18 protein-coding genes and 1 tRNA gene are annotated in these 20,860 nt (G+C 71.2%); 5 read left to right on the forward strand and 14 right to left on the reverse strand.

Translation table 11 applies throughout. From position 1 onward, the window contains the following. Positions 1-17 precede the first annotated feature (17 nt). Both Microterr_RS10160 and Microterr_RS10165 read right to left on the reverse strand, forming a co-directional pair. Positions 18-599 carry an isochorismatase family protein gene (locus Microterr_RS10160; protein ID WP_263798062.1) on the reverse strand — a complete coding sequence of 194 codons (582 nt, stop codon included), beginning with the start codon at positions 597-599 and terminating at the stop codon, positions 18-20. Next, positions 596-2,866, reverse strand: coding sequence for an MMPL family transporter (locus Microterr_RS10165; RefSeq protein WP_263798061.1), 2,271 nt, complete (start codon positions 2,864-2,866; stop codon positions 596-598). Before Microterr_RS10165 ends, Microterr_RS10160 begins: the two co-directional genes overlap by 4 nt. A gap of 59 nt (positions 2,867-2,925) precedes the next feature. Between Microterr_RS10165 and Microterr_RS10170 the strand changes: the two genes are divergently transcribed. Beyond that, positions 2,926-3,885 (forward strand): EamA family transporter, encoded by a 960-nt coding sequence (locus Microterr_RS10170; RefSeq protein ID WP_263798060.1) that lies wholly within the window; start codon positions 2,926-2,928, stop codon positions 3,883-3,885. Positions 3,886-3,891: 6 nt separating this feature from the next. Here Microterr_RS10170 and Microterr_RS10175 read toward each other — a convergent pair whose 3' ends face one another. Beyond that, entirely contained in the window at positions 3,892-4,287 is a 396-nt protein-coding gene (locus Microterr_RS10175) for a hypothetical protein (protein WP_263798059.1), read from the reverse strand. Between the two features lie 46 nt (positions 4,288-4,333). Further along, positions 4,334-4,408: transfer RNA gene (locus Microterr_RS10180), tRNA-Thr, on the reverse strand. 237 nt (positions 4,409-4,645) lie between these two features. Here Microterr_RS10180 and Microterr_RS10185 point away from each other — a divergent pair. The 3 genes from Microterr_RS10185 (at position 4,646) to Microterr_RS10195 (ending at position 7,301) form a co-directional block, all read left to right on the forward strand. Further along, a complete protein-coding gene (locus Microterr_RS10185; RefSeq protein ID WP_263798058.1) occupies positions 4,646-5,548 on the forward strand; it encodes a MetQ/NlpA family ABC transporter substrate-binding protein in 903 nt (300 codons plus the stop codon). 63 nt (positions 5,549-5,611) lie between these two features. Next, positions 5,612-6,649, forward strand: a complete 1,038-nt coding sequence (locus tag Microterr_RS10190; RefSeq protein ID WP_263798057.1) for a methionine ABC transporter ATP-binding protein — start codon at positions 5,612-5,614, stop codon at positions 6,647-6,649. Next, positions 6,642-7,301: a methionine ABC transporter permease gene (locus tag Microterr_RS10195; protein ID WP_263798056.1), complete on the forward strand. Its 660-nt coding sequence runs from the start codon at positions 6,642-6,644 to the stop codon at positions 7,299-7,301. The genes Microterr_RS10190 and Microterr_RS10195 overlap by 8 nt, the downstream gene beginning before the upstream one ends. A gap of 1 nt (position 7,302) precedes the next feature. Here the strand turns inward: Microterr_RS10195 and Microterr_RS10200 are convergent, their stop codons facing one another. From Microterr_RS10200 to Microterr_RS10245, 10 genes are all read right to left on the reverse strand, one after another. Next, positions 7,303-8,835 carry an alpha/beta hydrolase gene (locus Microterr_RS10200; protein WP_263798055.1) on the reverse strand — a complete coding sequence of 511 codons (1,533 nt, stop codon included), beginning with the start codon at positions 8,833-8,835 and terminating at the stop codon, positions 7,303-7,305. After that, positions 8,832-9,998 (reverse strand): DNA polymerase III subunit delta', encoded by a 1,167-nt coding sequence (locus Microterr_RS10205; protein ID WP_263798054.1) that lies wholly within the window; start codon positions 9,996-9,998, stop codon positions 8,832-8,834. Before Microterr_RS10205 ends, Microterr_RS10200 begins: the two co-directional genes overlap by 4 nt. Positions 9,999-10,060: 62 nt before the next feature. Further along, positions 10,061-12,067: an Rv1352/Rv1906c domain-containing protein gene (locus Microterr_RS10210; protein WP_263798053.1), complete on the reverse strand. Its 2,007-nt coding sequence runs from the start codon at positions 12,065-12,067 to the stop codon at positions 10,061-10,063. Between the two features lie 96 nt (positions 12,068-12,163). Further along, positions 12,164-12,811 carry a dTMP kinase gene (gene tmk, locus Microterr_RS10215; protein ID WP_263798051.1) on the reverse strand — a complete coding sequence of 216 codons (648 nt, stop codon included), beginning with the start codon at positions 12,809-12,811 and terminating at the stop codon, positions 12,164-12,166. Then, on the reverse strand, positions 12,808-15,534 hold the full coding sequence (topA, locus tag Microterr_RS10220) for a type I DNA topoisomerase (protein ID WP_263798050.1): 2,727 nt from the start codon (positions 15,532-15,534) through the stop codon (positions 12,808-12,810). The genes tmk and topA overlap by 4 nt, the downstream gene beginning before the upstream one ends. 69 nt (positions 15,535-15,603) lie before the next feature. Then, the gene (locus tag Microterr_RS10225; protein ID WP_263798049.1) at positions 15,604-15,921 is read right to left on the reverse strand and encodes a helicase; all 318 of its coding nucleotides are present in this window, start codon (positions 15,919-15,921) and stop codon (positions 15,604-15,606) included. Continuing rightward, complete coding sequence (locus tag Microterr_RS10230; RefSeq protein ID WP_263798048.1) at positions 15,921-16,247, reverse strand: TadE family type IV pilus minor pilin; 327 nt, start codon at positions 16,245-16,247, stop codon at positions 15,921-15,923. Before Microterr_RS10230 ends, Microterr_RS10225 begins: the two co-directional genes overlap by 1 nt. After that, the gene (locus tag Microterr_RS10235) at positions 16,244-16,441 is read right to left on the reverse strand and encodes a DUF4244 domain-containing protein (protein WP_263798047.1); all 198 of its coding nucleotides are present in this window, start codon (positions 16,439-16,441) and stop codon (positions 16,244-16,246) included. Before Microterr_RS10235 ends, Microterr_RS10230 begins: the two co-directional genes overlap by 4 nt. Before the next feature lie 46 nt (positions 16,442-16,487). Next, positions 16,488-17,414 (reverse strand): type II secretion system F family protein, encoded by a 927-nt coding sequence (locus Microterr_RS10240; protein WP_263798046.1) that lies wholly within the window; start codon positions 17,412-17,414, stop codon positions 16,488-16,490. Then, complete coding sequence (locus Microterr_RS10245) at positions 17,402-18,463, reverse strand: TadA family conjugal transfer-associated ATPase (protein ID WP_263798045.1); 1,062 nt, start codon at positions 18,461-18,463, stop codon at positions 17,402-17,404. Before Microterr_RS10245 ends, Microterr_RS10240 begins: the two co-directional genes overlap by 13 nt. A gap of 420 nt (positions 18,464-18,883) precedes the next feature. Between Microterr_RS10245 and acs the strand changes: the two genes are divergently transcribed. After that, a complete protein-coding gene (gene acs, locus Microterr_RS10250; protein ID WP_263798044.1) occupies positions 18,884-20,857 on the forward strand; it encodes an acetate--CoA ligase in 1,974 nt (657 codons plus the stop codon). The last annotated feature ends 3 nt before the right edge of the window (positions 20,858-20,860 follow it).

Consider the following 20,860-nt stretch of genomic DNA (forward strand, 5'->3'; position numbering starts at 1 on the left):
CCTTCCACCTCCGCGGCTCAGGCGCCCGACTCCGCGAGCGCCGCACCCGCGTGAGCGAGCTCCGCGAGCGCCCGCTCGGACGACTCGGCGGCGACACCGGCCACCAGGTCGGTGAGGATCCGCACGTGGCGCCCGTGCTCGATCGCGTCCAGCGCGGAGGCGCGCACGCAGTAGTCGGTCGCGATGCCGACCACGTCCACATCGACGACGCCGTGCTCGTCGAGCAGCTGCGCGACGGTCTCGCCGTCGTCTGTGGTCCCCTCGAACAGGGAGTAGGCGGGCCTGCCCTGCCCCTTCTTCACGTGGTGGGTGACAGCATCCGTCTGCAGTCCAGGGTCGTACTCCGCGCCCTCCGTGCCGGCCACGCAGTGCACGGGCCACGTGTCCACGAAATCGGGATCGCCGGTCGCGAAATGTCCTCCGTTGTCGCCGGTGGCGTCATGCCAGTCGCGGGAGGCGACGATCACGGCGTAGTCGGCCGCGTGCGCGGCGAGGTGGCGCGTGATCGCCTCGGCGACGGCGTCTCCGCCGTCGACGCCGAGCGCGCCGCCCTCGGTGAAGTCGTTCTGGACATCCACGATGAACAGTGCGGTGCTCATGACTCGAGGGTAGCCCGGTACTCCGCCCTGGTCATCGGCGCCTCGTCCTCGTCATCGCCCGCGCCGCCGGGAACGGGCTGCTGCGCGCGAGCGAGAGCCGAGGGCCACCAGATCGCCCGGCCGATGTCGTACGTCACGGCCGGGACGAGCAGCGAGCGCACGATGAACGTGTCGACCAGCACGCCGAAGGCGACGATGAAGGCGATCTGCGCGAGGAACAGGATCGGGATGACCCCGAGCGCGGCGAACGTCGCGGCCAGCACGAGTCCCGCCGAGGTGATCACACCCCCGGTGGCGACGAGTCCGCGCAGGATGCCGGGGCGGGTGCCGTGCACGAGCGACTCCTCGCGCACGCGCGACATCAGGAAGATGTTGTAGTCCACGCCGAGCGCGACGAGGAACACGAACCCGTACAGCGGCACGGCGGGGTCTGCCCCCGGGAATCCGAACACCTGGTTGAAGACGAGCGCGCTGACGCCGAGCGCCGCGGCGAACGACACGATCACCGACAGGATCAGCAGCACCGGTGCGAGGACCGCCCGCAGGAGCAGCATGAGGATCAGCAGGATGACCACCAGCACGACCGGGATGATCACCGTGCGGTCGCGGATCGAGGTGTCGTTGGTGTCGACGTCGGTCGCGGTGGTGCCGCCGACGAGCGCGACCCCCGCACCGAGCTCCTCGTCGAAGCTCGCCCGCAGCTCCCGCACGGTGTCTTCGGCCGCGGCGGAGTCGGCCGTGTCGGTCAGGGTCGCGATCAGCAGCACGTCGCCGTCCGAGACGGTGGCCTCGGGTTCGGGCGATCCGGGCGGACCCACGGCCGTGAGAACCGGCTCACCGCCCTCGAGCTCGACCGCTGCCTGGCCGGTGGGCGAGTCGTCCGAGGCGACCGAGACCGAGTCGATGCCGTCGCTGTCGTCGAGGACGCCCACGGCCGCGGCCAGCTCGTCCTCGGGGACGATGACGTAGACGGGGCTGCCAGAGCCGGCCGGGAAGTGATCGGCCAGCACATCCTGTCCGTCGCGGGCCTCAGACGCCCCGAGGACCAGGTCGCTGGACGGCACGCCGTCCGCCTTCAGCTGCGTGATGCCGACGGATGCGGCCAGCAGCACGACGGTGCAGATGATCCACACCGGCCGCGCACGCCGCGCGACCAGGCGCGCCTGACGCGGCCAGAGCCCCCGGACCGGCCGCTCGGGGTCGTCGACGACCGTGAGCGGCTCGGCCGGCTTCGGGAAGAAGGGCCAGAAGGCCGCCCTGCCGACCAGCGCCATCAGCGCGGGGAGGAAGGTGAGCGCGGAGAGCACCGAGAACGCGATGCCGATCGACGCGATCGGGCCGAGCGCGCGGTTGCTGGCGAGATCGCTCAGCAGCAGGCAGAGCAGGCCGGCGATGACCGTCCCGCCCGAGGCGACGATGGGCTCGAACGCGCCGCGCCACGCGTGGGTCGCCGCATCCCACCGTCGTCGTCCTTCACCGATCGCCTCGCGGAACCGCGCGACGTAGAGAAGCGCGTAGTCCGTCGCCGCACCGATCACGAGGATGAACAGGATGCCCTGCACCTGCCCGTTCAGCACGACGATCTCTGCCTTGGCGAGCCACCACACCGTGAGCAGCGCGACGCACAGGGCGAACGTCGAGGTCATCAGCACGAGCACCGGCAGCAGCGGCGAGCGGTAGACGATGATGAGGATCACGAAGACCGCGAGCAGCGCCACCAGCAGCAGCAGTCCGTCGATGCCGAGGAAGCCCTCGACGAGGTCAGCGGTGAATCCGGCTGGGCCGGTCACCCAGGCCTCGAGCCCATCCGGCAGCTCGCTGTCGATGGTCTGGCGCAGCAGCTCGACCGTGTCTGCGACATCGCCGGTCGAATCGATCGGCACGAAGATCTGGACCGCTTCCCCATCGTCGGACGGGACGGGAGGCGAGACGCCGTCCTCGTCGACGCCCTCTACCTCGGCGAGCGCGTCGGCCAGATCCTGCAGATCCGCCACCTGTGCGTCGGTGAGCTCGCCGTCGCCCGTGACGACGACGACGGCCGGGATGCTGTCCGCCCCGACGAAATCCCCGAGCCGCTCGTTCACCTGGGTGGCGTCGGCGCTCTCCGGCAGGAACGACGACTGGTCGTTGGTGGACACCTCGTCGACCTTGCCGAAGTACGGGCCGCCGATCGAGCCGCCGGCGACCCAGATGAGGACCAGGAGGGCGGGGATGCCGATGCGCAGCCAGCGCGTCGGACCGGACCGGGAGGATTGACGGGATGACATATCGCTAGCTTATCTAGCAATATCCGCCAGCGCGACACCGGCAATAGGCTGGTGCGACCATGCTCCCCGCCGTGCTCGCCTTCGCTGGAGCCGTCGTGTACGGCGCCGCGGACTTCCTCGGCGGACTCGCCGCCAAGCAGCTCAGATCCATCGTGGCGACCTGTGTCGCCGCGGCCGCCGGCTTCGTCGCCCTGCTCGCCGCGTATCCGTTCATCGGGGGCGCCTGGAGCGCCGCCGACGTCGGCTGGGGCGTGCTCTCTGGGTTCTTCGGCGTCGCGGCGATCGCCCTGCTGTACGCGTGCCTCGCGCTCGGGCCGATGAGCATCCTCTCTCCCTTGACGGCGGTCGTCTCGGCGATCGCGCCGATGCTCTGGGGCCTGATCGTGAACGGCGAGCGCCTCGCCCCGATCGGGTGGGCGGGACTGGCCGTCGCGCTGCTCGCGGTCGTGCTGGTCGGGTTCATCCCCGGTGCCGCTGTCGTGCGGCCGAGCCTGCGCGGCATCACGATGGCCGTGGGCTCGGGGCTCGCGATCGGCGGGTTCCTCATCGTCATGGACTTCACCAGCGACGAGAGCGGCGTGCTGCCGCTCGTGGTGAACCGCGCGACGAACACGCTGATCACCCTCGTCATCGTCGGGGTGCTCATCCTGGCCGCAGTCCGCCGCTCCCGGCCGATCGTGAGCGCGCTGCAGCCCCAGGGCACCAGCATCGGCGCGACGCCGACGGGTCACGCCGACGTCGAGCACGCGACAGCTCCGATCACCGTGACCGCCGGCCGCATCCCCGCCGCGGCATGGTGGCTGGCGGTGTCGTGCGGGCTCGTCGACGCGGTCGCCAACGCCCTGACCCTCATCGCACTGCGACTGGGCGATCTGTCGATCGTGTCGGCGCTGACCGCGATGTACCCGATCGGCACGATCCTCCTCGCCGCGGTCGTGCTGCGGGAGCGGATCGCCGGGGTGCAGTGGGCGGGACTGGCGCTCGCCCTCGCTGCGGGAGGGATGCTGGCGCTGGCCTGAGCAGCCTCAGCCCTCGGCGAAGAGGAGCACGAGCGAGAGGATGAAGGCCAGCGCGCCGATCGCGGCGAACCCGGCGGCGAGGCGCAGCACGAAGCGCACCCCCGGCGCACCCTTGGTCAGACGCAGCCGGCCGGGAACACCGACCCGCGCGTAGGCGTCGGCCTGATCGCGGTGCGCGAGGGCCGCATCCTGCTCGGCGGTGAGGGCCGACTCGTTCACCCCGCCCGCGTGATCGATCCACCGGGCCACCCGGCCCTCCGGGCCGTCGTCGATGAGCACGTGCACCGGGGCCCACGAGCCGTCCGCGATCAGCATGATCACGCCGGACAATGCGAGCAGGGCACCCGCTCCGAGACCCACCCAGGTGAAGATCTCGACGATCGCGTCGACCGCTGCACTCATCACTCACGCCCGATCGGTCCGATGCGTCTCGGAGTCTAGGGGGTTATGGAGCCACCTGTCAGGATTGAACTGACGGCCTTCCCATTACGAGTGGGATGCTCTACCACTGAGCTAAGGTGGCGCGCCTCGCTCGCGCGATGCACAAGCAACGATCTTACAGTGTCGCCGGGGCGCTCGCGAACCGGGCCGAGGCGTCCGGGGTCGTTGCGGGGTGTTACGGCGGATTGGCCACTCCCCCCGGTCGCGACATACGCTCGATCTGGCACCGCGACGACGCGACGCGGTCCACAGGGCCGCATCCGGCGGTTCATCCTCACCCGCCACGCGGGGCCGATGACCACCAAGGAGCACCATCACCATGTCCAAGCGTTTCCTCTCCGCGGCCGCCCTGGCCCTCCCCCTCGCGCTGCTCGTGTCCGGCTGCGCCGGCAGCAGCGAGCCCGCCACGAGCGGCGACGCCGCCGCGTCGGACGAGCCGGTGCGCATCGGCGTCGTCAACTCCGGCGACCCGTACTGGGACACCTTCACGAAGGAAGCGGCCGCCGAGGACATCGAGGTCGAACTGGTCAACTTCACCGAGTACGCGCAGCCGAACCCCGCACTGTCGGCCGGCGAGCTCGACCTCAACCAGTTCCAGCACGTGATCTACCTCGCCACCTACAACGTGGCCAGCGACGACGACCTGCAGCCGATCGGATCCACCGCCATCTACCCGCTGGGCCTGTACTCGACGCAGTACGACGCGGTCGAGGACATCCCCGCCGGTGCCACGGTGGCCGTGCCGAACGACGAGAGCAACCAGGCACGCGGGCTTCTCGTGCTCCAGTCGGCCGGTCTCATCGAGCTCACCGACGGCGGATCGATCTTCTCGACCGTCGCCGACATCGACGAGTCGACGTCCAAGGTCAAGGTCGAGGCATTGGATGCGGCGTTCACCGCCACCTCGCTCCCGGACGTCGCCGCCGCGATCGTGAACAATGACTTCCTCGAGGACGCTGGACTGACCGCCGACGACGCGATCGCCCAGGACGACCCGTCCGACCCGAACGCGGTGCCCTACATCAACATCTTCGCCGCCAAGGCAGAGGATGCGGACAACCCGACCTACCTCAAGCTGATCGAGATCTTCCAGAACTCGCAGGACGTGCTGGACGGGGTCGTCGAGGCCTCCGGCGGGACGGCTGTGATCGTGAAGACCCCGGTCGACGAGCTCGTCGCGTCGCTCACCGACGTCGAGGACGACATCCGCGCCAACCAGTAATACCCTTCGTGTGCGGCCCGCTCTTCTGAACGGGCCGCACACGCGTGTCTCGAGGAGCAGCCCATGACACTCATCCGCCTCACCGGCGTGACCAAGGCGTACCCCGCCCCCGCCAAGGGCGGTGAGCCCGTCGTCGCCGTCGACGACGTGTCTTTGGACATCGCCTCCGGCGAGATCTGCGGCATCATCGGCTACTCGGGCGCCGGCAAGAGCACCGTCCTGCGGCTCGTCAACGCACTCGAAGCGCCGACCGCCGGTGCCGTGGAGATCGACGGCCGCGACATCACCCGCCTGCGCGAGCGCGACCTGCGCGCCCTGCGCGGCGACATCGGCATGATCTTCCAGCAGTTCAACCTGTTCGAGTCCCGCACCGTCGCCGGCAACGTCGCCTACCCGCTGGAGGTGGCCGGACGCACCCGCGCTGAGACCGCAGCCCGCGTGGCCGAGCTGCTCGACTTCGTCGGCCTGGCCGCGAAGGCGAAGAGCTACCCCGAGCAGCTCTCCGGCGGTCAGAAGCAGCGCGTCGGCATCGCGCGGGCCCTGGCGACGAGCCCCCGCATCCTCCTCGCCGACGAGGCCACCAGCGCCCTCGACCCCGACACGACGCAGGAGGTCCTCGAGCTCCTGCGTCGTGTGAACCGCGAGCTCGGGATCACGATCCTCGTCATCACGCACGAGATGGATGTGATCCGCACCCTCGCCGATCGCGTCATCGTCATGGAGCACGGACGGATCATCGAGAGCGGCGACGTCTTCGACGTGCTCTCCGCTCCACAGCACGCCGCCACGAAGCGTTTCGTCGCGAGCATCATCGAGGACGTCCCGGCGGGCGCGCAGCTGGAGACCCTGCGCGGACGCCATCCCGGCCGCATCGTGACCTTCACGATCCGCGACGGCGACGTGACCCAGGCGGATGTCTTCTCCGCGCTGGCCTCGGAGGGGGTCCGCTTCGAGCTGATCCACGGCGGCATCAACGACATCCGGGGCCGCGTGTTCGGGCATCTCACGCTGGTGCTGGACGGACGAGCGGATGCGGTGCAGCGTGCGATCGACGCGGCGTCGAGGTTCGCCCCCCTGATCGAGGAGGACGTCCGTGGATAGGCTCATCGACCTCCTGCCCGAGCTGTGGGCGGCGACCTTCGAGACGCTGTACGTCGTCTCGCTCAGCCTCATCTTCGGCGGCATCGCCGGTCTGCTGCTCGGACTGGCGCTGTACGCCACCCGACCGGGGAGCCTGTTCCCGCAGCGTGCCGTGTTCGGCGTGCTCAACGTGGTGGTGAACTTCTTCCGGCCGATCCCGTTCGTGATCCTGCTCGCCGCGGTGCAGCCGATCGCCCGCAGCCTCGGGATCCCGGGCATCGGCCCGGAATTCGGGATCTTCGCGATCACCCTCGCGTCGATGTTCGCGATCAGCCGCATCGTCGAGCAGAACCTGCTCACCGTGCGCCCGGGGATCATCGAGGCGGCACGCGCCGCCGGCGCCAGCCGCGGCCGGATCCTGTTCCGCCTCATCCCCCGTGAGGCCCTGGGCCCGCTCATCCTCGGCTACACGTTCATCGTCGTCGCGCTGGTCGACATGACCGCGATCGCGGGCGCGGTCGCGGCGGGCGGCCTCGGAGAGTTCGCGATCGTCTACGGCTTCAAGCAGTTCAACCCCGCCGTGACCTGGGCAGCCGTGCTCGTCATCATCGTGATCGTGCAGGCGGTGCAGTTCCTCGGCAACGCGCTGGCGCGCAGGGTGATGCGGCGCTGAGCTACTCGCAGCGGAGTCCGTCCTCGGGCACGGTGCCGTCGATCAGATAGTCCTCGACCGCGGCGTCGACGCAGTCGTTGCCCTTGTTGTACCCGGTGTGGCCTTCGCCGACGCGGGTGATCAGCACGCCCGAGCTGAGCTGGTCGGCCAGCGAGACCGCCCACTCGTACGGCGTGGCCGGGTCGTTGGTCGTGCCGACGACGACGATCGGCGCCGCGCCCTCTGCCGCGATCGGGCCGCGGGTGCCGGTCGGCGGGTACGGCCAGTCGGCGCACGAGTCCGGTCCGTCCCAGTAGGGGGCGATGGTCGGGGCCTTCTCGGCGATGAGGGCGGTGGCGGCATCCGATTCCTCGGCCGGGTAGTCCATGCAGTTGTAGGCACGGAACGCCTCGGTCTGGTTGTCGAGGTACGTGCCGTCCTCCCTGTTGTAATAGAAGTCGGCGATGACGAACGCCGTGCTCGGGTCGCCCTGGAGCACCTCGGTCAGCGCCTGGGTCAGATACGGCCAGCTGTCCTCCGAGTACAGCGCCGTGACGATCGTCGTCATCAGCGAGTCGGCGCCGAGTTCACGGCCGTCCGACGACGGCAGCGGCGAGCGGTCGACCGAGGCCAGCAGCGAGCCGAGGTCCGCCATGCCCTCGTCGACGGTGCCGCGGAACGGGCAGTCGTCGCCGGCGAGGCAGTCCGCCATGTAGGCCCGCAGCGCAGACTCGAACCCGATCGCCTGCGTCGCTCCGACGTCCGGACCCGAGACGGCGGGGTCGATCGCGCCGTCGAGCACGAGACGGCCGACGCGGTCGGGGTAGAGCTCCGCGTACGTGGCACCCAGGAAGGTGCCGTAGGAGTAGCCGAGGTAGTTGAGGGCGGTGTCGCCGAGGACGGCGCGGAGCAGATCCATGTCGCGTGCGGCGTTGACGGTAGTGATGAAGGGCAGGATGCCGTCGCTGTTCGCGTCGCAGGCGTCGGCGAAGCCCTGGTGACGCGCGGCCAGCTCGTCCTCCCATGCGGACGTGCCCCGCGTGTTCTCGGGGACATCGAAGAGGTAGGAATCCATGTCGGCGGCGTCGTAGCAGCGCACCCCCGTGGACTCCCCCACCCCGCGCGGGTCGAAGCCGATGACGTCGTAGGCGGCGGCGAGGCGCTCGCCGACGGCGGTGCTCAGGCTGTCGCGCACCAGCGAGACGCCGCTCGCGCCCGGCCCGCCCGGGTTGGTCAGCAGCGACCCGATCGGCTCGCCGGATTCTGGGCGGTGCCGGATCACCGACAGCTCGATCGCGCCGGCGGACGGGTCGTCCCAGTCCAGCGGCGCGGTGACGGTCGCGCAGTCGAACTCGTCGTCGCAGTCCGCCCACGCGATGTCCTGCCCGTAGAAGGGCAGCAGCTCTTCCGCCACGCCCGTGACGTCCGGTGTGGGACTGCTCGTGGAGACCGGATCGGCGATCGGAACACAGGCGCTCAGGGCGAGGGATGCGGCCACCAGAGCGGACACGGCGATCAGGCCGCGGCGCGCGCGGCCGGCGAGGGGGTGGGTCACAGGGTTCTCCCGCTCGCGACGGTCACGAGCATGCTTTCGATGGCGAGGGTGGGCGCCACGTTTCCTTCGAGGTTGCGTCGCGTCTCGGCGATGCGATCGAGCACGGTGAGGGTGCGCTCGGGCGTCCAGGCGGCGGCGAGCGCACGCAGATCAGCCTCGAGCTCGCGGTTGATGAGCTCGACCTCGCGGCCGAACTGGAGCATCACCACGTCGCGGAACAGCGACTGCAGGTCGGTGAGGACACGGTCGATGCCGTCGCGGAGGCTGCGCGTGGCGCGGCGCTTCTGGTCGTCTTCGAGGGCGGAGAGCTGGGAGCGCACCGATGGCGGCACGGCGGCGCCCTCGGCGATGCCCAGCGTGCGCTTGAGGGCGGCGCGCTCCTCCTCGTCGCGCTCGGCGGTCAGCGCCTTCGCGTCGTCGGTCGCAGCCACCACGACGCGGCCGGCGACCTCGACGGCGTCACCCACACCCCGCACGCCGAGCACGCCACGGAGCGTCTCGTCGCGTCGCCGGCGGGCGTCGGCGTCCATCGCCAGCCGCTGCGCCATGCCGATGTGGCGCTGCGCATGGCGGGCAGCCTGCTCGGCGGTGGTCAGATCGACGCCGGTCCGCGCGGCGATGAGGCGGGCGACGTCGTCGATGTCGGGCTCGCGCAGGCGCAGCGTGCGCACCCGGGAACGGATCGTCGGGAGCAGGTCGGCGTCGCTGGGCGCGCAGAGCACCCAGACCGTGTGCTCGGGGGGCTCTTCCAGCGCTTTGAGCAGCACGTTCGAGGTGCGCTCGGTCATGCGGTCGGCGTCCTCGACGATGATGACGCGATGCCGACCGAGCGACGGAGCGAAGTAGGCCCGCTCCACGAGCTTGCGCGCCTCTTCGATGCGGATGATCACCTGCTCGGTGCGCAGCGCCGTCAGGTCGGGGTGGGTGCCGGCGAGCACCTGGCGCATGGCGGCGTCGTCACCCGGCTCGGCGATCAGCGAGGCCGCGAAGGCGGCGGCGAGGGTGGACCTGCCCGACCCGGGCGGGCCGGTGATCAGCCACGCGTGCGTCATCGACGCGGGGTCGGATGCTGCTGCCTGCAGTGTCGCGACCGCGGCGTCCTGCCCCCACACCGCACCCCAGGGGACGGCGTCGCTCACCGTCGGCGCAGGGGCGGATGTCATGCGCTCCAGCCTACCGGCGGGGTCGGACGGCGCCGTCGCGCGGACGGCGCCGTCCGACGGCCTCAATCGCCGATGCGCGTCCAGGTCCCGCAGTCCTGCGAGAACACCATCCTGACGTCGCCTCCGATGCGCAGCGTGGTGACCGGTGCGTCCTCGTCGGCCATCCCGAGCAGAGCACCGTCGCTGCCGCTGAAGTCGCTGAACGTCTCCCAGTAGCAGATCGTCGCGTCGCCCCCCATCTCGTACAGACCCGGCTTGACGTGGACGCCGACCGCGTGCGCGCCGTCGCCGAACGAGGACGCCGGCGTGCCGAGGCCGTAGTATGGCGCCCAGCCACCGCATCCGTACGTCTCGAATCCGGGATCTGCGGACGTGATGGTGACGATCATGCGGGTCCCCTCGCGGGTCCATCCGAAGCCCAGCGGGTCGGCGTCCCCGGGCTCCCCGCGGAACCACACGCACTGGTCGGTCGCCGTCGTCACGTAGGTGCCCGGCTTGATCGTGCCGGGTGTGGTGGCCGTCGCGTTCTTGTTCGCCGTGCCGATCGTGTAGGCGCCGTCGGCCGTGATGATCGGAGCCGGCGCGGCGATCGCCGCGGTCGCCTTGCTGGTGACCGCGCGGGTGAGGTATCCCGACCGCGTGCCGGTGACCGTCACGGTGATCGCCTTGCGGTAGTCGGCGGCGACGAGCTTGTAGGTGCTCTTCGTCGCACCCGGGATGCTGACGCCGGCCCGCTTCCACTGGTACGTGAACGTCGCGGTGGGGGTCCACGGCGCGACCTTGGCGGTCAGCGTGGAGCCGACACGGGTGGTGCCGGAGATGGTCGGCGCCTTGACGACCGTGAAGGGCTTCACAGCGATGACGGCGGCGCTGACGACGGACTTCGTGGCCCAGGCGGTGCGCGCGCCGGTCACCTTGACGGAGATCTTCGTCTTCCAGTCGCCGGCGGTGAGGGTGTAGCTCGACTTCGTCGCGCCCTTGATCGCGGCGCCGTCGCGCAGCCACCGGTAAGTCACGGTGCTCGGCGCGGGCGACCACGTGCCGACGCTCGCCTTGAGGGTGCCGCCGATCACCGGCGTGCCGGAGATCTTCGGGGTGGGCGCGGTGAACACGCCGTACCCGACGGTGACGGCGGGCGTGGTCTTCGTGACCTTGGTGTAGCCGGGGCGGGTTCCGGTGACCGAGAGGGTCAGCTTCTTGCCGCGGGCCGTCGACGCCGGGGTGAACGTGGACGCCGTTCCCGCCGTCGTGCCGTCGAGCTTCCACGCGTAGGTGAACGTGGCTCCGGGCGCCCAGGTGCCGGGGACCGCGGTCAGCTTGCTGGCGACGCGCACGGCGCCGCTCACCAGCGGAGCGGGCGCGGTCGTGAAGGCGGCCGCGCCGATCGTCGCGGCGGCGCTCGTGGCCTGTGCCGTCTCGAAGCCGTCGCGCGAGACGGACACGGTCACGGACAGGCTCTGGCCGAGCTGCTCGGGCGCCGGCGTGAAGGTGGGCTGCGTTCCGACCACCGCAGCGGCGATGAGCCAGGAGTACGCGATATCGTCACCGGACTCCGCCCCCGGGATGACGGCCGCGACCGGCGCGTCGACCGTCGGCGGCGCGGACAGGGTGGGCGTGCCGAGCGACACCGGCGGCAGAGCGACGGTCACCTCCGACACGGTGAAGGAAGCGGAGACATCGCCCGCGGAGGCGTGGACGGTCGCCGCGACCGATGAGCCCGCCCATTCGGGCAGCAGCGTCAGATCGAGCGGGTCAACCGCCTCCGGGTCGTCTTCTGCGAACGTCAGCTCGGTGTCGTCGACGACCCAGACGACGTCGAACGCCAAGCCCTCCGCCGGCGTCCAGCCGACCGAGGGGATCTCGATCGTGTCGCCGACATAGGAGGTGTCGCCCGCGAAGACCAGCGGATCCGTCGGCGGCGCGATCTCGTCGGCCGCCTGCGCCGGCGCCGCACCCAGCAGCGACAGGACGAGTGCGGTCGCTGCGGCGACGCCTGCGCCCGAGGCGACGCGACGCCGCCGGGAACGGCGCGCGGCCACGGGCGTGCGGACAGCTGGTGCTTCGTGCATGGACGGGCTCCCTCGCGGTGTTCTCGCGCGCGACGGTGCGCGCTCCGCCGGACCCCAGCCGCGGCGATGTGGGACCACTATATGCGGAAGCCGTGATCAGAGCGTGCGGCCGACCCGCTCCCGCACGGCGGCGGCGATCTCCTCCACCGGGAGCGTCGCATCGAGGACGACGAACCGACCCGGCTCGGCGGCCGCGAGGGCGAGGTACGCCTCGCGCACGCGCGCGTGGAACTCCGCCTTCTCCGCCTCGAGGCGGTCGAACGGCTTGTCGTCGGCGTCGAGCCGCTCACGCGCGTCGGCCGGATCGAGATCGAGCAGCACCGTCACGTGCGGCAGCGCACCGTCGGTCGCCCACAGCGAGAGGTTGCGGATCTCATCGGCGTCGAGCACACGGCCGGCGCCCTGGTAGGCCACGGACGAGTCGAGATAGCGGTCCTGGATGACCACCTCGCCGCGCGCGAGCGCCGGGCGCACGAGGGTCTCGATGTGGTGCGCGCGGTCTGCGGCGTAGAGCAGCGCCTCGGCGCGCGGCGCGATGTCGCCGCGGTGGTGCAGCACGATGTCGCGGATGAGGACGCCCACCTCGGTGCCGCCGGGCTCGCGGGTGCGCACCACCGTGCGCCCCTGCGTCTCGAGCCAGTCCTGCAGGAGTGCCGCCTGGGTCGTCTTGCCCGAGCCGTCACCGCCTTCGAAGGTCACCCACAGCCCGCCGGCAGGCGCGGCCTCAGCGGCGCCGTCGCTCACTTCTTCTTGGCCGCCGGCTTGCGCGCGGCCGGCTTGCGGGTCGTGGCGCGCTTGGGCGCGGGTCCCTTCGCGCGCTTCTCGGCGATCATCTCGACCGCCCGCTCGAACGTGATGTCGTCGACGCTCTGACCGCGCGGGATCGTGACGTTCGTCTCGCCGTCGGTGACGTACGGGCCGAACCGGCCGTCGCGGACGCGGATGGGCTTGCCGCTGACCGGGTCGGCGTCGAACTCCTTCAGGGCGCTCGATGCGCGGCGGGCGCCGTACTTGGGCTGCGCGTACCGTTCGAGGGCCTCGGCGAGCGTGATGTCGAACAGCTGCTGCTCGGTGTCGAGCGACCGCGAATCCGTGCCCTTCTTCAGGTACGGACCGTAGCGGCCGTTCTGCGCCGTGATCTCCTCGCCCGACTCGGGGTCGGCTCCGAGGGTCCGCGGCAGCGAGAGCAGCTGGAGGGCCGTGTCGAGGTCGATCGTGTCGACCGACATGCTCTTGAACAGCGAGGCGGTCCGGGGTTTCGGCGCAGCATCCTTCTTCGCGCCGCGCTTCTTCGGCGCTTCGACCGCTTCCGGAGCCTGTCGCACCTCGCCGGTGGCCTCGTCGACCTCCTCCGCCTCGGTGGCCTCGACCTCCTGGACGTAGGGCCCGTAGCGACCGTCCTTGACGACGATGAGCTTGCCGTTCTCGGGGTTCTCGCCGAGGACGCGGTCGCCGGCGACGGGAGCGTCGATGAGCTCCTGGGTCTTCTCGGCCGTGAGCTCGTCCGGAGCCAGGTCGTCGGGGATGTTCACTCGGCGCGGCTCGGCGTCCGGATTCGCCGGGTCGACGATGTCGAGGTACGGGCCGTACTTGCCGAAGCGCAGAGTGGCCGAATCGGTGATCCGGGTGGCGTTCAGCTCGCGCGCGTCGATGTCGCCGAGGTTGTCGACGATGTTGCGCAGCCCCGCGTGCGCGTCGGAGCCGAAGTAGAAGTCGCGCAGCCAGGCGCTGCGCTCCTGCTCGCCGCGGGCGATGGCGTCGAGGTCGTCCTCGAGTGCCGCCGTGAAGTCGTAGTCGACGAGGTCGGCGAAGTGCTCTTCGAGCAGGCGCACGACACTGAACGCGAGCCAGCTCGGCACCAGGGCCTGGCCACGTTTGGTGACGTAGCCGCGGTTCAGGATCACGTCGATGATGCTGGCGAACGTCGACGGGCGCCCGATGCCCTTCTCCTCGAGCGCCTTGACGAGCGAGGCCTCGGTGTAGCGGGGCTTCGGGCTCGTGCTGTGGCCCTTCGGCTCCACGTCGCGCAGACGCAGCGTGTCGCCGACCGCCATGCTCGGCAGCGCCTGGTCGTCGGCCTTGTCGGCGTCGCTGCGCTTCTCGTCGCGGCCTTCCTCGTACGCCTCGAGGAAGCCCTTGAAGGTGTACACGGTGCCCGACGCGGTGAACTCGGCGCGGCGCTCCGCAGCGGCGACCTCGAGCGTGACGGTGGTGGTCTCGTACTTCGCGTCGGACATCTGGCTGGCGATCGTGCGCATCCAGATCATCTCGTACAGGCGCAGCTCGTCGCGGTTGAGCGAACCGGACACCTGCGACGGCGTGCGGAACTCCTCGCCCGACGGGCGGATCGCCTCGTGCGCCTCCTGCGCGTTCTTGCTCTTGCCCTTGTACGCGCGCGGGTTGGCCGGAACGGCCTTGTCTCCGTAGAGCGCGACCGCCTGCTCGCGCGCGGCCCGGATCGCCTGGGCGCTCAGCGCGACCGAGTCGGTGCGCATATAGGTGATGTAGCCCTGCTCGTACAGGCTCTGCGCGACGCTCATCGCGTGCTTCGCGCTCATCGAGAGCTTGCGGCCGGCCTCCTGCTGCAGCGTCGAGGTGGTGAACGGCGGCTTGGGGCTGCGGGTGCCCGGCTTCGCCTCGAGGGCGATGACGGATGCCGTCGCCACAGCCTCGATGGCGGCGGCCAGGGTGCGCGCGGTCTCCTCGTCGAGCACGACGACGGCCTTCTTGAGCTGGCCCTTGTCGTCGAAGTCGGTGCCGCGGGCGAGGCCAGCGCCGTCGAGACGGGCGAGTCGCGCGGTGAACGACGCGGCGTCCTTCACGGCGTGCGTCTCGATGTCCCAGTAGCCCGCGCTCACGAACGCCATACGCTCGCGCTCGCGGTCGACGACCAGGCGGGTCGCGGCGGACTGCACGCGGCCGGCGCTCAGCGCCTGCCCCTCCGAGCCGCTGCCGATCTTGCGCCACAGCACGGGCGAGACGTCCCACCCGTACAGACGGTCGAGGATGCGGCGGGTCTCCTGCGCGTCGACGAGCGCCGTGTCGAGCTCGCGGGTGTTGCCGACGGCCGCCTGGATGGCGTCCTTGGTGATCTCGTGGAAGACCATCCGCTTGACGGGGACCTTCGGCTTGAGCGCTTCGAGCAGGTGCCACGCGATGGCTTCGCCCTCGCGGTCCTCATCGGTCGCGAGGAGGAGCTCGTCGACTCCCTTCAGCGCCTGCTTGAGCTCGGTGACCGTCTTCTTGCCGCGGTCGCTGGGGACGTACAGGGGGTCGAAGTCGTTGTCGATGTCGATCGAGTACTTGCCGTACGCGGCCTTCTTGTCGGCCGGGATGTCCTTCTTGCTGGCCAGGTCACGGATGTGACCGACCGAGCTCTTCACGACATATCCGTCGCCGAGGTAGCCCTGGATCGACTTCATCTTCGTCGGTGACTCGACGATGACGAGCTTCTTGCCTGTTGCCAACGGGGGCGTCCTTTCGTCGTTGCACACCATACACACCGCTCAACCATGAGTGGGCTGTGAGCGTCGAGGTCAGGGCGGTGGTCCTGCGCGCGCCGAGGCCGACGCGGGGAAGCGGCCGAATGCCGCTGACACGGTGACGGTGGCGACGAGTCCGGCCAGTTCGCAGGCGTCCACAGATGCCCCGGATGCTGCCGCCACCTGCGCCGCGCGCTCGCACGGCGAGCCGGTCGCCGCCCCCGATGCGGCATCGGCCGCCGCGAGCGCGGCAGCGTCGGCTGCACCGGCCAGCCGCTGGCTGAACACCGCCGCACCTCCCGCGGCGGCGAGGCCGACGGCCAGGACTGCCGCGCACCCGACCACCCCGAGGGAGAGGACCGCCCCGGGCATCAGAGACCGCCGGCCAGCGCGCAGGACGACGCGCTGAGCGTGAGCCCTGGGAGGGGTCCGGGTGCGGTGAGCCTCACGCAGACGAGGTCGCCCTCGGTCGAGATCACGGTCGCCGCACCCGGCGCGGCCGCCCGCACGCGCGCGTCGCTCTCGCCGCGCGCGGCGAGGCGCGCGGCGTCTGCGGCGGCGTCCTGCATCCGCACCTGCCGCCCGGAGGCGGCGAGCGCGCCGGCTCCGAGCGCGAGGACCAGGACGACCGCCGGCAGCGCGACCGCGAACTCGGCGACGACCGAGCCACGGTCGTCGCCGAGCCGGCGCCGCCTCATGCCACCGTCAGCGCGCGGCGCACGAGGTCGGTGAGGATGCCGCGCACCTCGTCCGAGCGCATGATGACGACCAGGAGCCCGGCGAACGCCACGGCCGCCATCGTGGCGATGGCGTACTCGGCGGTGGCGGCTCCGGTGTCGTCTGAGCGGAACAGACGGGCGGCACGGCGACGGGTGAGGCGAGGAAGGGTCATGTCGATCTCCTTGTGTCGGTGTGGGATGGGTGGGCACGGTCGGGGGTCAAAGCTGCAGCGGCATGGTGGTGAACACGCCCAGCAGCATCGGGGCGACGCCGAGCAGCAGGAAAGCCGGCAGGGTGCAGACGCCGAGCGGCAGCAGCAGGTGCGAGGAGAGGCGAGCCGCGCGCAGGCGTCCGTCGACGCGCGCACGGTGGCGGGCCAGCGCCGCGGAGGCCCGGAGAAGCTCGACGGCCGGCACGCCGGCGGAACCGGAGAGCGCCAGCACCGCGGTCGTGTCGGGATCCGGCTCGGCCTGGTCGGCACCGCCCGCCGCGGTGACGATGGCCCTCGCCCGTTCGATCGACACGCCGCCGCTGAGCGCGATGGCCAGGAGGTCGGCCTCCATCCCCGGGACGAGGCCGTCGGCCCTCGCACGGGCGACGAGCGCGGCGCTCCACCGTCGCGCGGCCACGACCAGCAGGCCGCCGGCGATCAGACACCCGATGCCGAGCGGGGTGCCCACGAGCACGCCGAACGTGTCGAACCCGAGCGCCAGTCCGAGCCCGATCGCGACCAGCGGCAGCCAGCTCATCAGGCGCGCCGTGCCCGCGGGTTCTGCGAGCGCGACGCGCACCTCGTCCGCTGCCTCCTGGGTGTCCCGCAGGGCCGCGGCGAGCCCCCGCAGCGTCTCGGCGAGCGGCGCACCCACCGTCGCGGCGACCGACCAGGCGGCCGCGACATCCGGCCAGGCGTCCCGGTCTCCCTGCGCGGATGACCCGGCATCGGCGATCGCCCTGTCCAGGGGCGTGCCCGCCTCGGTCGCCGCCTGGACTCGTGCCGCGATGTCGTCGCCCGTCTCGGCGAGGTGCTGCCACGCGGCGGCGGGAGCGACGCCCGCCTGGAGCAGGACGGCCAGACGCAGCACGACCTCGGCGGCGGTCGCCGCATCGTCCGCCGGGCGAGCCCACCGCATTCTCAGCCCTGCCATGCCGCCTCCTCGATGGCGAGGCGGCCGGCAGAGTCGATCACCGGGCGGCCGACGCCGGCGAGCCTGCGGACGCCGTCTGCTCCCCGTGCGACATGCAGCACCCTGTCGATCGCGCTGGCGACCTGCCGCGCGAGCGCGTGGTCGTCGAGCCCGGCGAGCGCTCCGAGCGCCTCGAGCCGTGCCGCGACGTCGTGCAGGCCGTTCGCGTGCAGCGTGCCCGCACCCCCGTCGTGGCCGGTGTTGAGGGCGCCCAGCAGCTCGCGCACCTCCTCGCCTCGACACTCCCCCACCACCAGCCGGTCGGGTCGCATCCGCAGCGCCTCGCGCACCAGCCGCGCCATGCCGACCGCTCCCGCGCCTTCGAGGTTCGGCTGGCGCGCCTCGAGCCTGATGTGATGCGGATGATCCAGCCGGAGCTCGGCGACGTCCTCGATCGTGACGATGCGCTCATGCCGCTGCGCTGAGCCGAGGAGCGCCGCGAGCAGCGTGGTCTTCCCCGCTCCGGCCGCGCCGGTGACGAGGAGGTTCTCGCGCCTCGCCACGGCACCCTCGAGGCGCGCACGGGCGGGGGCGTCGAACATGCCGAGGGCTTCGAGGGCGGCGAGGTCGGGGCGCTGCAGCCGTGGCACGCGGATCGAGATGACGGTGCCGCCGGTCGAGACCGGAGGAAGCACGGCGTGCACCCGCACGCCGTCTTCCAGGCGCACGTCGACGCACGGCGCGGCGTCGTCGATGTGGCGTCCGCCTCGGCCGATCAGCGCGACCGCGAGGCGGCGGACCTCCGCCTCGCTGGCGCGCCACTGCGCGACGAGCTGCGCTCCGCCGCCGCGGTCGACGAACAGCCCCGCCTCGCCGTTGACGAACACATCGGTGACATCCGGATCGTCGAGGAACGAAGCGAGCGGAGCGATGTCGGGATGCTGCAGCCCCGACCGGCCGAGCGGTCGGGCAGCGACAGCGGTCGCGGCCGGCGCGCCGGCACCGGAGCCCGGCGCGGGCGCGACGCGGGTCGCCGCGGGACGCGGCCGGACCACGAACGGCTCGGACATGCTCCGACGGTAGAAGCGGCAGCATCCCGCCCCGGCCGCGAGGCGGGGATCGGTGGATGCGGTGCGAGGTCCGCCGCGCTGGGGAGGACACGTGCAGGAAGAAAAAGGGGCGGCATCCCATGGGGGGAATGGGATGCCGCCACGCGCAGCGCCGCACTTCGGGGGGGGTGACGTGCGATGCTGCGATGCCAGAATCGATGTTCGGCCGTGGAAGATCCTACGCAGTTCGACGCAAGCTTCCAAAAGGAATGCGAGAGAGTTGTGCGATATATCAGATGAGCCGGTCGTCGACGTGACGGGCACTGTCGGCACCCACTATCGGCGGTAGTGTCGGCGCGTCGCGGCTGGGTAGCCTCGCAGAGAGTTCGAGACGCGTGACGTCTCGCGATGACAGATGTCGCCCGCGAAGGAGCGTGCCGGATGAGCAGCCAGATCGACCATCTCCTCAACGAGGACCGGCGCTTCGCGCCCTCACCGGAGTTCGCCGCCGCTGCCGTGGCGGACGCCTCCCTCTACGAGCGGGCGGCTGCCGACCGCGAGGGCTTCTGGGCCGATCAGGCCCGCGAGCTCCTGCACTGGCACACGCCGTTCACCGAGGTGCTGGACTGGTCGAACCCGCCGTTCGCGACCTGGTTCGCCGACGGCGAGCTCAACGTCGCCTACAACTGCCTCGACCGCCACGTCGAGGCCGGCAACGGCGATCGGGTCGCCCTGCTGTGGCAGGGAGAGCCGGCGGACGACCAGCGCGAGATCACCTACGCCGAGCTCACCGACGAGGTCAAGCGGCTCGCGAACGTCCTCGGCGACCTCGGGATCACCCGCGGCGACCGGGTCGCCATCTACATGCCGATGATCCCCGAGGCGATCGCCGCGATGCTCGCCGTCGCCCGCGTCGGCGCCATACACTCGGTCGTGTTCGGCGGATTCTCCGCCGACAGCCTGCGCTCGCGGATCGACGACGCCGGCGCCAAGCTCGTCATCACCGCGGACGGCGGCTGGCGCAAGGGCAAGGTCTCGCCGCTCAAGCCCGCCGTCGACCAGGCCCTCGCCGGCCGTGGCGGCGCCGGCGAGCAGGAGACCGTCGAGCACGTGCTCGTGGTGCGGCGCGGCGGCAACGCGGTGGAGTGGACCGAGGGGCGCGACGTCTGGTGGCACGACGTCGTGCCGCAGTCCTCCGCCGACCACGAGGCGCAGCCGTTCCCCGCGGAGAACCCGCTGTTCATCCTGTACACCTCGGGCACCACCGGGAAGCCGAAGGGCATCCTGCACACCTCAGGCGGCTACCTCACGCAGGCGACGTTCACGAACAAGGTGGTGCACGACCTGCACCCCGAGTCCGACGTGTTCTGGTGCACGGCCGACATCGGCTGGGTCACCGGGCACAGCTACGTCGCCTACGGGCCGCTCTCGAACGGCGCGACGCAGGTGCTCTACGAAGGGACGCCGGACACCCCGCATCCCGGCCGCTGGTGGGAGATCGTGGAGAAGTTCGGCGTCACCGTGCTGTACACGGCGCCCACCGCCATCCGCTCGTTCATGAAGCTCGGCCGCGCCATCCCGAAGAAGTTCGACCTGTCGTCGCTGCGGCTGCTGGGGTCGGTGGGTGAGCCCATCAACCCCGAGGCGTGGATGTGGTACCGCAAGATCATCGGCGGGAAGACCGCGCCGATCGTCGACACGTGGTGGCAGACCGAGACGGGCGCGATCATGGTGTCTGCTCTGCCCGGCGTCACGGAGACCAAGCCGGGCAGCGCCCAGGTGCCGCTCCCCGGCATCGCGATCGACGTCGTCGACGAGGACGGCGCGCACGTCGGCAACGGCAACGGCGGCCTGCTCGTGGTCACCCAGCCGTGGCCGTCGATGCTGCGCGGCATCTGGGGCGACCCCGAGCGGTTCGTGGAGACGTACTGGGAGAAGTTCCAGAAGCAGGGGTTCTACTTCGCCGGCGACGGGGCGCGTCTCGACGACGACGGTGACGTCTGGTTCCTCGGCAGGGTCGACGATGTGATGAACGTGTCGGGCCACCGCCTGTCGACGACCGAGATCGAGTCGGCGCTCGTGGGCAACGAGGCGGTCGCCGAGGCCGCGGTCGTCGGCGCCTCGGACGAGACGACCGGCCAGGCGGTCGCGGCGTTCGTGATCATCAAGCAGAGCTACCTCGCCGCGCACTCGCCCGAGGGTCTCGCCCAGACTCTGCGTGCATGGGTCGGTGACCAGATCGGCCCGATCGCCCGGCCGCGGGACGTGTACATCGTGGAGGAGCTGCCCAAGACCCGTTCGGGCAAGATCATGCGGCGTCTGCTGCGCGATGTAGCCGAGGGTCGAGAGGTCGGCGACACCACGACCCTGGCCGACACCGCCGTGATGAGCGTGATCTCCGCCCAGGTGAAGTAGGGC

Origin of the sequence: Microbacterium terricola (assembly GCF_027943945.1) — a bacterium.
GTDB classification, from domain to species: Bacteria; Actinomycetota; Actinomycetes; order Actinomycetales; family Microbacteriaceae; genus Microbacterium; species Microbacterium terricola.